At 53.8% G+C, this 11,397-nt stretch carries 17 protein-coding genes; 6 read left to right on the plus strand and 11 right to left on the minus strand.

The window, feature by feature from the left end; genetic code table 11:
- Nucleotides 1–53: 53 nt before the first annotated feature.
- Genes rplI through rpsF form a run of 4 tightly spaced genes read right to left on the minus strand, consistent with a single transcriptional unit; the run spans nucleotide 54 to nucleotide 1,493 of the window.
- Nucleotides 54–503, minus strand: coding sequence for a 50S ribosomal protein L9 (gene rplI, locus WFM46_RS06420; protein WP_103177988.1), 450 nt, complete (start codon nucleotides 501–503; stop codon nucleotides 54–56).
- 41 nt (nucleotides 504–544) lie between these two features.
- Nucleotides 545–772: a 30S ribosomal protein S18 gene (rpsR, locus tag WFM46_RS06425; protein WP_000135199.1), complete on the minus strand. Its 228-nt coding sequence runs from the start codon at nucleotides 770–772 to the stop codon at nucleotides 545–547.
- A gap of 4 nt (nucleotides 773–776) precedes the next feature.
- On the minus strand, nucleotides 777–1,091 hold the full coding sequence (gene priB / locus WFM46_RS06430; protein WP_103177987.1) for a primosomal replication protein N: 315 nt from the start codon (nucleotides 1,089–1,091) through the stop codon (nucleotides 777–779).
- A gap of 6 nt (nucleotides 1,092–1,097) precedes the next feature.
- The gene (rpsF, locus tag WFM46_RS06435; RefSeq protein WP_103177986.1) at nucleotides 1,098–1,493 is read right to left on the minus strand and encodes a 30S ribosomal protein S6; all 396 of its coding nucleotides are present in this window, start codon (nucleotides 1,491–1,493) and stop codon (nucleotides 1,098–1,100) included.
- 344 nt (nucleotides 1,494–1,837) lie between these two features.
- Here rpsF and yjfY point away from each other — a divergent pair, with 344 nt between their 5' ends.
- Complete coding sequence (yjfY, locus tag WFM46_RS06440) at nucleotides 1,838–2,113, plus strand: DUF1471 family protein YjfY (protein WP_103177985.1); 276 nt, start codon at nucleotides 1,838–1,840, stop codon at nucleotides 2,111–2,113.
- An 85-nt stretch (nucleotides 2,114–2,198) separates the two neighbouring features.
- Here the strand turns inward: yjfY and WFM46_RS06445 are convergent, their stop codons facing one another.
- From WFM46_RS06445 to ulaA, 6 genes are read right to left on the minus strand one after another with little or no spacing between them, the layout of a single operon-like run.
- Complete coding sequence (locus tag WFM46_RS06445) at nucleotides 2,199–2,885, minus strand: L-ribulose-5-phosphate 4-epimerase (RefSeq protein WP_103177984.1); 687 nt, start codon at nucleotides 2,883–2,885, stop codon at nucleotides 2,199–2,201.
- Nucleotides 2,872–3,738, minus strand: a complete 867-nt coding sequence (locus tag WFM46_RS06450; protein WP_159340443.1) for an L-ribulose-5-phosphate 3-epimerase — start codon at nucleotides 3,736–3,738, stop codon at nucleotides 2,872–2,874. Before WFM46_RS06450 ends, WFM46_RS06445 begins: the two co-directional genes overlap by 14 nt.
- A gap of 9 nt (nucleotides 3,739–3,747) precedes the next feature.
- Complete coding sequence (locus WFM46_RS06455; protein ID WP_103177982.1) at nucleotides 3,748–4,398, minus strand: 3-keto-L-gulonate-6-phosphate decarboxylase UlaD; 651 nt, start codon at nucleotides 4,396–4,398, stop codon at nucleotides 3,748–3,750.
- Nucleotides 4,399–4,411: 13 nt separating this feature from the next.
- Nucleotides 4,412–4,879, minus strand: coding sequence for a PTS ascorbate transporter subunit IIA (gene ulaC / locus WFM46_RS06460; protein WP_159340442.1), 468 nt, complete (start codon nucleotides 4,877–4,879; stop codon nucleotides 4,412–4,414).
- 10 nt (nucleotides 4,880–4,889) lie between these two features.
- Nucleotides 4,890–5,195 carry a PTS ascorbate transporter subunit IIB gene (ulaB, locus tag WFM46_RS06465; RefSeq protein ID WP_336997269.1) on the minus strand — a complete coding sequence of 102 codons (306 nt, stop codon included), beginning with the start codon at nucleotides 5,193–5,195 and terminating at the stop codon, nucleotides 4,890–4,892.
- 12 nt (nucleotides 5,196–5,207) lie between these two features.
- Entirely contained in the window at nucleotides 5,208–6,608 is a 1,401-nt protein-coding gene (ulaA, locus tag WFM46_RS06470) for a PTS ascorbate transporter subunit IIC (RefSeq protein WP_103177979.1), read from the minus strand.
- Nucleotides 6,609–6,962: 354 nt separating this feature from the next.
- Between ulaA and ulaG the strand changes: the two genes are divergently transcribed.
- Nucleotides 6,963–8,027, plus strand: a complete 1,065-nt coding sequence (gene ulaG / locus WFM46_RS06475) for an L-ascorbate 6-phosphate lactonase (protein ID WP_103823006.1) — start codon at nucleotides 6,963–6,965, stop codon at nucleotides 8,025–8,027.
- Between the two features lie 108 nt (nucleotides 8,028–8,135).
- Entirely contained in the window at nucleotides 8,136–8,891 is a 756-nt protein-coding gene (gene ulaR, locus WFM46_RS06480; RefSeq protein WP_103177977.1) for an HTH-type transcriptional regulator UlaR, read from the plus strand.
- Here the strand turns inward: ulaR and yjfP are convergent.
- Nucleotides 8,888–9,619, minus strand: a complete 732-nt coding sequence (gene yjfP, locus WFM46_RS06485) for an esterase (protein WP_103177976.1) — start codon at nucleotides 9,617–9,619, stop codon at nucleotides 8,888–8,890. The two genes, ulaR and yjfP, sit on opposite strands and share 4 nt — an antisense overlap.
- 138 nt (nucleotides 9,620–9,757) lie before the next feature.
- On the opposite strand from yjfP, the gene bsmA reads away from it, so the two are divergent.
- From bsmA to WFM46_RS06500, 3 genes are all read left to right on the plus strand, one after another.
- Entirely contained in the window at nucleotides 9,758–10,087 is a 330-nt protein-coding gene (gene bsmA / locus WFM46_RS06490) for a biofilm peroxide resistance protein BsmA (RefSeq protein ID WP_159340440.1), read from the plus strand.
- A 135-nt stretch (nucleotides 10,088–10,222) separates the two neighbouring features.
- Nucleotides 10,223–10,510: a DUF1471 family protease activator YjfN gene (yjfN, locus tag WFM46_RS06495; protein ID WP_103177975.1), complete on the plus strand. Its 288-nt coding sequence runs from the start codon at nucleotides 10,223–10,225 to the stop codon at nucleotides 10,508–10,510.
- Nucleotides 10,511–10,681: 171 nt separating this feature from the next.
- The coding region (locus WFM46_RS06500; protein WP_336997270.1) for a Cache 3/Cache 2 fusion domain-containing protein at nucleotides 10,682–11,397 on the plus strand (716 nt) is incomplete at its 3' end.

Consider the following 11,397-nt stretch of genomic DNA (forward strand, 5'->3'; position numbering starts at 1 on the left):
AAAGCAAAACGCCGGCACAAGGCCGGCGCTTCGACGTGGTGAAGAGTAATTACTTACTCAGCAACAACGTTAACAACCAGTTTCGCGAAGACTTCGCTGTGAACCTGGAAGTCCACTTCGTGCTCACCGGTGGTACGCAGAACGCCGTTCGGCAGACGAACTTCGCTCTTAGCAACGTCAACGCCAGCTGCAGTTACAGCGTCAGCGATGTCGCGAGTACCGATGGAACCGAACAGTTTACCTTCGTCGCCAGATTTAGACGCGATGGTAACGGTGCCCAGTGCGTTGATTTTCTCAGCGCGAGCGTTAGCAGCCGCCAGAACGTCAGCCAGTTTGGCTTCCAGTTCAGCACGACGTGCTTCGAAAAACTCTACGTTTTTCTTGGTAGCAGGAACAGCTTTACCCTGTGGAACCAGGAAGTTACGAGCGTAGCCCGCTTTAACGTTTACCTGATCACCCAGGCTGCCCAGGTTTGCTACTTTATCAAGCAGAATAACTTGCATTACCTTATCCTCTTAAAGTCGTATTAATGGACCGTGCCCGATTACTGATGACGATCAGTGTACGGCAGCAGAGACAGGTAGCGAGCGCGTTTGATAGCGCGAGCCAGCTGACGCTGGTATTTTGCACGAGTACCGGTGATACGGCTTGGGACAATCTTACCGCTTTCGGTGATGTAGTTTTTCAGCGTTGCGATATCTTTATAGTCGATCTCTTGAACGCCTTCCGCGGTGAAACGGCAGAACTTGCGACGACGGAAATAACGTGCCATTTGGCTAGTCTCCAGAATCTATCAAATCAATCTGCTCGGCATGCAGAACAAGTTTGCTCAGGCCGTTCTTTGCCTTGTGGCAAGAGATGAACCCCTGAACCGTTACTGCGCTACCGACCGTTATACTGTGAGTAATGGCCTGGTTTTCGTGACCGCTAATAATAACGGGCATTTGGCACCACGCCTGCCGGTTAAACCCGGCTTCCTCCTGCACTGAACGATGCTCAAGCACGAACTGGCAGTGAGGAATTCCTGATGGGCTGACCTTGCGAAGTGGGGTCCTGCACACGGTACCGGACAACACCAGACGGTTGGTCATCAGAAATTACTCTTCAGAATCCCCAGCATCAGAATCATCTGCGGTTTCGTTTGCGAAATCATCGCGACGCTCACGGCGCTCGTCTTTCGCTTTAACCATCGGAGATGCTTCGGTCACTGCGTTTTTGGTACGCATAACCATGCTGCGGATAACGGCATCGTTGAAGCGGAAGTTAGTTTCCAGCTCATCGATCGCTTCCTGCGGAGCTTCAACGTTCATCAGAACGTAGTGAGCTTTGTGCAGTTTGTTGATCGGATAAGCCAGCTGACGACGGCCCCAGTCTTCCAGACGGTGGATCGTGCCTTCTGCTGCAGTGATTGCACCAGTGTAGCGCTCGATCATACCCGGAACCTGTTCGCTCTGGTCAGGATGGACCATAAAAACGATTTCGTAATGACGCATCGAATTGCTCCTTACGGATTATTCAGCCTCCTGTCTGGGTCAGCCGAGGCCCGGGGAGGCAAGGAACGTGTTAAAGGTCGGCTGAAAAATTGACGCGTCATAATACTTGCGCACCCTTCGAAACTCAAGCTGATTGCGCAAATAATTCGCACAAAGCGCAAAGCGGGTCTAAGTGGGTGATTTACCATTACTCACGGCCGATCGCGGCGATTTTTTGAACAACTGCATCAGAAATGGTCGCCATAGCCTGTAAGAATCGTGCTTACACTTTAATCAGACCCTGTCTCTGGACAAAAGACAGCCGTGAATATCGTCGCACCGTAGTGAGTCGTGGAGCGCATATCATGAAAAAAATCACCCTTGCCGTTCTGGCTGCGCTTTTGCTTTGTGCAAACGCGACAGCAGCCATTCAGGTTGATGGGCGACAGGCCAGAAATATGGATGATGTGCAAAGTCTGGGCGTCATTTATATCAACCATAACTTCGCCACGGAAAGTGAAGCGACTGAAGCCATTAATGCAGAAGCCGATGCGCGGGATGCCCGCTACTATCACGTCATGCTCACCCGTGAACCGGGCAGCAACGGCAATATGCACGTCAGCGCAGATATCTATCGGTAACGCTTTGACGCTAGCACCAGGAAAGCCAACAACGAAAAAATTGTCATAGTCTCATTAGCCCCCTGCCCGGGGGCTTTTTTTGCTTTCATTTCTGCCCGTAATAAGCATTTTCACCATGCTTGCGCATAAAGTGTTTGTTCATCAGATAGCTGTCGACAGGCTTCAGGTGTGGATTAATTCCTCGCGCTATCCACGCCATTTTCGCCACCTCTTCCATTACCACGGCATTGTGTACGGCGTCGTGAGCATCACTTCCCCAGGCGAAAGGGCCATGCTGAAAGACCACAATCCCCGGCCTGTGCAGCGGTTCGCCGTCACCCAGCGTTTCAATGATCACCTTGCCGGTATTGAGTTCGTACTCGCCGAGCACCTCCTCTTCGGTGAGCGCGCGCGTGCAGGGGATATCGCCAAAGAAGTAGTCTGCATGGGTGGTGCCGAGCGCGGGGATCGCCAGCCCTGCCTGCGCCCAGGCGGTCGCATGGGTCGAGTGGGTATGCACTATCCCGCCAAGGGAGGGATAACGCCGATAGAGCGCCAGGTGGGTCGCGGTATCAGATGAAGGTCGCCATTGCCCCTCCACCACATTGCCGCTGAGGTCCACCACCACCATGTCATCCACGCGCATGGTCTCGTAGGCCACTCCGCTGGGTTTGATCGCCACCAGCCCGCGCTGACGGTCAATCGCGCTGACATTTCCCCAGGTAAAGGTCACCAGACCGTAGCGCGGCAAATCCATGTTTGCCTCAAATACCTGCTGTTTAAGCTGCTGCATGATCTTCCTCCCCAAGCCCGGCTCGCGCCATACGTTCAAGTATCCAGTCGCGCGCCTGCGCCACGTCGCGCTCGGGATCGTCCGACGTTTCACTCCACATCTCGATCAGGTAAGGCCCACAATAGCCACTCTGTTTTAACGTCTGGAAACAGCGTTCAAAATCGACGACTCCGCTGCCAAACGGTACGTTTTTGAAGACGCCGGGGCGGGTATCCTTCACATGTACCGCCACGATATGCCCAATGCCGGCCTGTAGCTCCATCTGCACGTCGTTATCCCACGCAGAGAGATTGCCGATGTCGGGATAGAGCTGGAACCACGGATTATTCAGGTAATGGGCATAACCCAATGCCTTGCTGATGGAGTTCATCAACGGATAATCCATGATCTCCATCGCCAGGGTGACCTGCGCGCGGCTGGCCATTTCAACGCTCTCTTTCAGGCCATCACGGAAACGACGACGCGTCTCATCATTGGCTTCCTGATAGTAAACGTCATAACCGGCAAGCTGGATTACGCGGATCCCGACGTCCTGCGCAAAGCGAATCGCTTTACGCATGATCTCAAGGCCCTGCGCCCGCACCGCGTCATCTTCACTGCCGAGCGGAAAACGACGGTGGGCGCTCAGGCACATCGAGGGAACTCTTACGCCGGTTTCGGCGACGGCGTCCACCAGCGCCAGACGCTGCTCGCGGCTCCAGTCGAGACGGGAGAGGCGCGCATCCGTCTCATCCACCGATATTTCAACGAAATCGAATCCCAGCCGTTTCGCCAGCTGCAGCCGCTCAAGCCAGCACTCCCCGGTGGGGAGCGCCTTTTCATAGATGCCAAGCGGAACCTGTTTGCTTAACATAACCGCTCCTTATCCCCACAGCTGGGCGATGGAACGTTTAAACTGACGCGCCGCTTCCACCGGCGAGGCGGCATCGCGAATGCTGCGACCGGCGATAAAGACGTGGATTGGAATACCGGCAAACAGCGGCAAATCCTCCAGCGCCAGCCCGCCCGTCACCGTAACCTTAAAGCCCATATCCGCCAGACGCTTAACGGCGCTGATATCCGCCTCGCCCCATGCAACCCCCGCAGCCTGCGCATCGCGGCTGCGGTGATAGACCACCTGCTGAATACCTGCAGCGCGCCACGCTTCTGCCTGCTCCCAGGTCCAGAAGCCCGTGAGTTCGATCTGCACATCACCGTTAAATTCCTTCGCGACCTCCAGCGCGCCTTTCGCGGTGTTGATATCTGCACAGCAGATGACCGTCACCCAGTCGGCATTGGCTTCGAAACACATCCGCGACAGGATTTTGCCCGCATCGGCAATTTTAGCGTCGGCCAGCACAATCTTATGCGGATAGAGGGCTTTCAGATCGCGGACGGCACGGACCCCCTCCCCTACGCACAGAATGGTGCCCACTTCGATAATGTCCACCTCTTCCGCAATCAGACGCGTGGTTTCGTAAGCGTGGGCCAGAGTCTGGTTATCCAGCGCAACCTGCAACATTGGTAATGACATGTTCAACTCCCTTTTAAGCTGCCGCCGCAGTGGCATTGTCGATTAAATCCAGCACGTCCTGCGCGGTACGGCAGGCGCGTAAACGGTCAAAATTGGCTTCATCTTCAAACAGGTTGACGATCTGCATAATGCCCACCTCCTGGTGAGTATTGGCATCAACGGCCGCCATGGTGATCAGGATGTCTACCGGATCGTTATCTTCGTGGTTAAACACCAGCGGCGTTTTCAGGGTGACCAGGGCGAAACCGGTTTTTTTGACTCCCTCTTCCGGGCGGCCATGCGGCATCGCCAGCCCTGGCGCAATCACAAAATAGGGCCCGAACTGCTCAACGCCATCAAGAATGGCCTGGTAATAGCGCGGCTCAACGACATCCGCCTTAACCAGCAGATCAACGCCCAGCTTTACCGCCTCCTGCCAGGTGCTGGCTTCGGCCTGGAGAAGGATGGAGTTATTCTCCGCCAGCGAATCACGTAATTTCATATGCCTCTCCTTACTTCACATCTTGCGGAAAGTGCGCTTTGATCACTTCCAGCAATTTTGGGCCGAAGTCCGCAGGCGATAGCATGTTGCGCACCCCTACCACGTATTTATTGCCTGCGACGCTAATCTCACCGGCGATGTGGGTAGAGGCGATGATGATGTCCGCGCTGTTCAGTTCACTTTTGTATTCACCCACCGCGCAGCTGTTTACCGTGTGGTCAATGTTTGACTGGGTTAAAAACTGGTCCACTTTCATCTTCATGATCATGGAGCTCCCTTGCCCATTGCCACACACAGCCAGGATACGTACGGTCATAATCAAAACTCCTTAGTGAGCAGAAACTTCTGCTGTTTGTTTTTCCGCATCTTCTTCCGCCCGCAGCGTACGGCCGGCGAAGAACATATACGCCAGTGCAATCAGAATGATGACGCCCATAAAGGCAAGGCCGACAGAGGCGAAGCCCTGCATCATCGGCGGTGCCAGAATCGACCAGTCCGCCATGCCCATCCAGGCGCTCATACCGGTCAGTTTGACCGCCCACACGCAGCCGAAGATTTCAACCATGCCCATCACCAGGCAGATCTTGAGCGCCGCGCGCCAGCCGCCAAAGTGGTTAGCGAACACGCCGATAGTGGCGTTGGAGAAGAACATCGGGATAAAGCCAGGAATGATCAGGATGGAGGAGCCGCAGCCCACCAAGATGCCCACCGCAATCAGCTGGCCGATGGTGCCCCACATAAAGCCCCAGACGACGGCGTTCGGCGCGAAGCTATAGATCGCCGCGCAGTCAATTGCCAGTACGGCGCCAGGGATCAGGCGTTGAGAAATACCGTTGAAGGCCTCAGACAGTTCGGCCACGAACATGCGCACGCCCTGGGTGATGATGAAAATCGCTACCGCGAAGGAGAAGCCGGTTTGCAGGATATAGATAGACCAGTGCGTTTTACCGGCCATCGCCTGCACCGTATCAATACCGAATGAGAGCAGGATCGCACCGAAGAAAATGGTCATCACGATGGCAGTAGAGACGATATTGTCGTGGAAGATATTCAGCCAGCCGGGCAGCTTCAGATCTTCAACACTCTCCTCTTTTTTCCCCAGATAGGGGGCGACTTTATAGGCAATCCATGAGGCAAACTGCTGTTGGTGGCCGATAGAGAAACCGCAGCCGTCGGTCACTTCCTGCGTCGGCTTGTACATCATATTGGAGGTGATGCCCCAATAGAGCGAGACCAGGATCGCCGTGCAGATAATGGTGGTCCACATCGGGTAGCCGAAGATATAGAGGGAAACCGCAATCAATCCAGCCTGCTGGAACATGATGTGGCCGGTGAGCATGATGGTGCGGATGCCGGTAATCCGACGCAGCAGAACGTAAATGATGTTCAGCGCCAGTGCGAGCAGGACGGCGTACCCTACCCAACTATAGGCATCTCCCATACGTTCGATAGTGGCCATCATTGAGGCGTAGGTGTCTGATATGGCGCCGTTGATGCCATAGACTTCCGACATTTTGGCAACAACGGGTTTAAAGGTGCTGGTTAAAATGCCTGAACCCGCCTGAAGCAGCATAAAACCGATGATGGTTTTAATGGTGCCTTTGATTATCACGCTCACGCTTTTACGCAGCAGGATATAACCCAGGCACGTCACGATACCCAACAGCAGCGGGGCGTTGGTCATGACCTGATTAAAAAATACGGTAAAGACGCTGTAGAGGATCTCCATAACACTCTCCGGTAAAGGCAATACGATGCCTGGTGTTCGTACAACAGGCCCCCACTCTAGTAATCACAAATAATCACGACAAGATTGAATTTGATTATTTGTGACGTATCACGCAAATTATTTCCTCCCTAAGTGCAATGTCTTTATCTGCATCTGCGCAATACCAATAAAAATCATTTATTTCAATAAGTTATACAATAAAAAGCATAAAAATCACGTATATGATTTTTAATCAGAGCAGCTTTATATTGGCGTAACGCTCGCAGAACACCATTGCAATGCTGATTCATTGGTGACAATATCAATCAAAACACGTCACCAAATGATTACTTGTGATAGAGAGGGAGTCTGACTATGAGTAAAGTGAACACTATTACCCGCGAATCATGGATCCTCAGCACCTTCCCGGAGTGGGGAAGCTGGCTGAATGAGGAGATCGAGCAGGAGCAGGTCGCGCCGGGCACATTTGCAATGTGGTGGCTGGGTTGTACCGGCATCTGGCTGAAATCTCAGGGCGGGGCTAATGTTTGCGTCGATTTCTGGTGCGGCACCGGCAAACAGAGCCACGGCAACCCACTGATGAAAAAAGGCCATCAGATGCAGCGTATGGCGGGCGTCGAGAAGTTGCAGCCAAACCTGCGTACCACACCATTTGTCCTTGATCCCTTTGCGATTCGTCAGATAGATGCCGTCCTCTCGACCCACGATCACAACGATCACATCGACGTTAACGTCGCGGCGGCAGTCATGCAGAACTGTGCAGATGACGTGCCTTTCATTGGACCGCAGACCTGCGTCGATTTGTGGATCGGTTGGGGCGTGCCAAAAGAGCGCTGCATCGTGGTGAAACCGGGCGATGTGGTGAAAATCAAAGACATTGAAATTCATGCCCTCGACGCGTTTGACCGTACAGCGCTGATTACTCTGCCAGCCGATCAGAAGGCCGCGGGTGTGTTACCGGACGGCATGGACCAACGTGCGGTAAACTACCTGTTCAAAACCCCGGGCGGTACGCTGTACCACAGCGGTGACTCACACTACTCTAACTACTATGCCAAACACGGTAACGAGCACCATATCGACGTGGCGCTGGGCTCCTATGGCGAAAACCCGCGCGGCATCACCGATAAGATGACCAGCGCTGACATTCTGCGCATGGCTGAAGCGTTGAATACCCAGGTGGTGATCCCGTTCCACCATGATATCTGGTCAAACTTCCAGGCCGATCCGCAGGAGATCCGCGTGCTGTGGGAGATGAAAAAAGATCGTCTGAAATATGGCTTTAAGCCCTTTATCTGGCAGGTGGGCGGCAAGTTTACCTGGCCGCTGGATAAAGATAATTTCGAATATCACTACCCGCGCGGCTTTGACGACTGCTTTACCATTGAGCCGGATCTGCCGTTCAAATCTTTCCTGTAATTGTCCCCTCATCGCCAGGCGCTGTGCCTGGCGATTCCAACTTTTGCTTAGTAATTTCAGGCTATTTCAAATATCATCTTTTAAAATCAATTTATTTCGGAATAGCTCATGACAGAAGCACAACGTCATCAAATCTTACTGGAACTCCTGGCGCAAACGGGGTTTGTTACCGTTGAGCAGGTGATTGCCCGGCTGGGCGTTTCTCCCGCCACGGCACGCCGGGATATCAACAAACTTGATGAGAGCGGCAAGCTGAAAAAGGTGCGTAACGGCGCGGAAGGGATCAGCCAGCAGCGCCCACGCTGGTCGCCGATGAATATTCATCAGGCGCAGAACCACGACGAGAAAGTGCGTATTGCCAGAGCCGCCTCCCAGCTGGTTAATCCTGGCGAAAGCGTGGTGATCAACTGCGGTTCCACCGCCTTTCTGTTGGGTCGTGAGATGTGCGGCAAACCGGTGCAGATCATCACCAACTACCTGCCGCTGGCCAACTACCTGATCGACCAGGAGCACGAAAGCGTGGTGATCATGGGCGGGCAGTACAACAAGAGCCAGTCCATCACCCTAAGCCCGCAGGACAGCGAGAACACGCTCTATGCCGGCCACTGGATGTTTACCAGCGGCAAGGGGCTCACCGCCGAAGGGCTGTATAAAACCGACATGCTGACGGCGATGGCGGAGCAGAAGATGCTGAACGTGGTCGGCAAGCTGGTGGTCCTGGTCGACAGCAGCAAGGTCGGGGAACGTGCGGGCATGCTCTTCAGCCGTGCCGAGCAGATAGACATGGTGATCACGGGTAAAAACGCAAATCCACAGATCCTCCAGAAACTGGAAGATCAGGGTGTGAAGATCCTGCGCGTTTAAAGGTGCTGGCGGAAAAACGCGACCGTGGCGTCGAGCGCGCCCGGCGTAATACGGTGTTTGACTCCCGCCTCCCACAGACAGGTCAGATTTTTATCCAGCCCTTCCTGCTGCAACGCCTGTTGCAGGCGGAACGTCTCCCCGGCGGGCACCACATCATCCTCCTCACCGTGCCACAGCAGCAGCGGGCGGTCAGCCAGACGCGGTAGCGCGGTCGTTACCTCCCAGTCAGCAAGCGGTGCGACCATCGACGCGAATGACCCGGGTTGCTGCGGCGGAAACAGCGTGCGGGCCAGCGAGGTAAAGTAGCCCGAGCCCATCAGGCTTGCCACACATTTGACCTCCGGATAGCGCGCCATAATGCCCAGCGCGGTCATTCCCCCCATTGAGGCCCCGGCCACCGCGAGCCGTTCATCGGCCACCAGCCCGGCCTGATATAGCGCATCTCGCAGCGGGGCAAACTCGGTGAGGTTGCCATGCAGGATCGGCCAGAACTGTCCCAGGCGGGCTTGCTCATCACCGCTAAAACGGGCCCCGTGATCGGGGGCATCCGGCATTACCACCCGAAAACCTGCCTGCGCCAGCGCCACCGCAAAATAGCTGTAGACCAGTTTTGATGAGGTAAAACCATGATAAAAAATAACAACCGGAAGCGGTTTAGCCCCTTTTCCTGCCGGAACAGCATGTACAATCTCATGGTCGCCAAGCTGCCGTACTTCAAGTTCAATCATTAGTGGGCCTCATACTTATGGGTGAATCATAATGTTGAGAACTGGCTTACGCTTTCACACAATTTTCATTCGAAATTTACGCTATAGCTAACAATTTGGGAACATTCCCCCAATGTCAAATCAACAGAGATCTACACTATGGCTATCAGGAAACGAGACAGGTTTATGCGAAAGTTTGCTGCTTTAACGCTGATGGTGTTGTTGGGCGGATGTAGCGTATTGCAAGGTACGCCGCAGCCTGCGCCACCGGTCGCCGATCACCCCCAGGAGATACGTCGTAATCAAACGGAAGGATTACAGCGAATGGGTACCGTGACCGCACTCGAGCGAGGCTCTCCCGATGATGCGGCAGAGGCCATTAAAGCAAAAGCTGTCGCCGCGAAAGCAGATTATTACGTCATTGTCCTTATTGATGAAACCATCGTGACGGGACAATGGTATTCGCAAGCCATTTTATACCGTAAATAACGCGCGGTATTTAAACGACATTTACACTGCTTTGCGTCCATAGACGTTTTCCTGTCCACAATAAACTCCAGCCAGTGACAATGGAAATGAGTTTATTAGCGAAGGATTGCCCGGCGGATACCGGGGACACGTAAAATGGAGCTGACGATGAAACGATCTCTTGCTTTGACCACACTGCTACTCTCAGCCGGTCTGGTGAGTACGGCAGCACAGTCAGCTGAATTTGCCAGCGCTGATTGTGTGACGGGTTTAAACGAAATTGGATTGATCTCTGTGAGTGATATCTCAGGGAGCCCGCAGGACGTAGAGCGCATGATTGCGCTGAAAGCCGATGAGCAGGGTGCCTCGTGGTATCGCATCATAAAAATGCAGGAAGAGAGCCATGCCGATCGCTGGCGGGCGCAGGCCATACTTTATGTCTGAAAATCGTCAATAAAAGCCACTAAAAAAGAGTGGCTTTTTAATCTTTACAATTCTATTATCCTTGCCATAACTCCTCCGAGATAACTTTGTAACATTTTGTTACATAAAGCCAATAAATGTTATCCCCGCTCTGCCGTTGAAAAGCGATACCTTTTTAACAATGAGCAATTTATGATCAACTTTTTCCGCCGTGCAGGTCTGGGCACAAAGCTATCGCTGCTTACCGGCTTGAGTGTTGCCACTCTCTTTTTACTTTTCACCTTTCTCCTGAGTTACAACGCCAGTCAAAAACTTGAATCGCTGGCCGTAGAAGACCTGCATAATCAGTCCACCGGCGTGGTGGATATGGTGCAGATGTTCAATACCAGCCTCACCGAAGAGGTAGAAAGTTACACCCGCCTGTTCACCACCTTTTTACCGCAGCCGCTGAGTATTGATGCCAGCCAGACCCGCGCCATCAACGGCCAGAGCGTCCCCCTGCTGAAAGGCGGCGATACGGAACTGCATGAGAACAACACCACCCCCGATGATTTTCTGAATCGCACCGGCGCGATCTCTACGCTCTTTGTCCGTAGCGGCGACGATTTTGTCCGCGTGGCGACCTCGCTGCGTAAAGAGAACGGCGACCGGGCCATCGGTACGGTACTCGACCATGCCAGCCCGGCATGGGAAGTGGTCAACAAAGGTGAGGTCTATCGCGGCCTCGCCCTGCTGTTCGGTAAGCGCTATATCACCCAGTACCAGCCGGTAAAAGATGCGGGCGGGCAGGTGATCGCCATTATCTTCGTTGGGGTCGACATTACCCACTCCTGGAACGTCATGCGCGAGAAGATCCTTAGCCGCCGTCTGGGCGAGAGCGGTCACTTCTTTGTACTAAACCGCAGTAA

This window comes from Leclercia sp. M50 (assembly GCF_037150775.1).
Lineage (GTDB): Bacteria > Pseudomonadota > Gammaproteobacteria > Enterobacterales > Enterobacteriaceae > Enterobacter.

Excerpts from the sequence above, each read along its gene's own strand:
- rplI (WP_103177988.1), bottom strand. The coding sequence starts at position 503 with ATGCAAGTTATTCTGCTTGATAAAGTAGCAAACCTGGGCAGCCTGGGT.
- rpsR (WP_000135199.1), bottom strand. The coding sequence starts at position 772 with ATGGCACGTTATTTCCGTCGTCGCAAGTTCTGCCGTTTCACCGCGGAA.
- priB (WP_103177987.1), bottom strand. The coding sequence starts at position 1,091 with ATGACCAACCGTCTGGTGTTGTCCGGTACCGTGTGCAGGACCCCACTT.
- rpsF (WP_103177986.1), bottom strand. The coding sequence starts at position 1,493 with ATGCGTCATTACGAAATCGTTTTTATGGTCCATCCTGACCAGAGCGAA.
- yjfY (WP_103177985.1), top strand. The coding sequence starts at position 1,838 with ATGAAAAAAATCACCCTTGCCGTTCTGGCTGCGCTTTTGCTTTGTGCA.
- WFM46_RS06445 (WP_103177984.1), bottom strand. The coding sequence starts at position 2,885 with ATGCAGCAGCTTAAACAGCAGGTATTTGAGGCAAACATGGATTTGCCG.
- WFM46_RS06450 (WP_159340443.1), bottom strand. The coding sequence starts at position 3,738 with ATGTTAAGCAAACAGGTTCCGCTTGGCATCTATGAAAAGGCGCTCCCC.
- WFM46_RS06455 (WP_103177982.1), bottom strand. The coding sequence starts at position 4,398 with ATGTCATTACCAATGTTGCAGGTTGCGCTGGATAACCAGACTCTGGCC.
- ulaC (WP_159340442.1), bottom strand. The coding sequence starts at position 4,879 with ATGAAATTACGTGATTCGCTGGCGGAGAATAACTCCATCCTTCTCCAG.
- ulaB (WP_336997269.1), bottom strand. The coding sequence starts at position 5,195 with ATGACCGTACGTATCCTGGCTGTGTGTGGCAATGGGCAAGGGAGCTCC.
- ulaA (WP_103177979.1), bottom strand. The coding sequence starts at position 6,608 with ATGGAGATCCTCTACAGCGTCTTTACCGTATTTTTTAATCAGGTCATG.
- ulaG (WP_103823006.1), top strand. The coding sequence starts at position 6,963 with ATGAGTAAAGTGAACACTATTACCCGCGAATCATGGATCCTCAGCACC.
- ulaR (WP_103177977.1), top strand. The coding sequence starts at position 8,136 with ATGACAGAAGCACAACGTCATCAAATCTTACTGGAACTCCTGGCGCAA.
- yjfP (WP_103177976.1), bottom strand. The coding sequence starts at position 9,619 with ATGATTGAACTTGAAGTACGGCAGCTTGGCGACCATGAGATTGTACAT.
- bsmA (WP_159340440.1), top strand. The coding sequence starts at position 9,758 with ATGGCTATCAGGAAACGAGACAGGTTTATGCGAAAGTTTGCTGCTTTA.
- yjfN (WP_103177975.1), top strand. The coding sequence starts at position 10,223 with ATGGAGCTGACGATGAAACGATCTCTTGCTTTGACCACACTGCTACTC.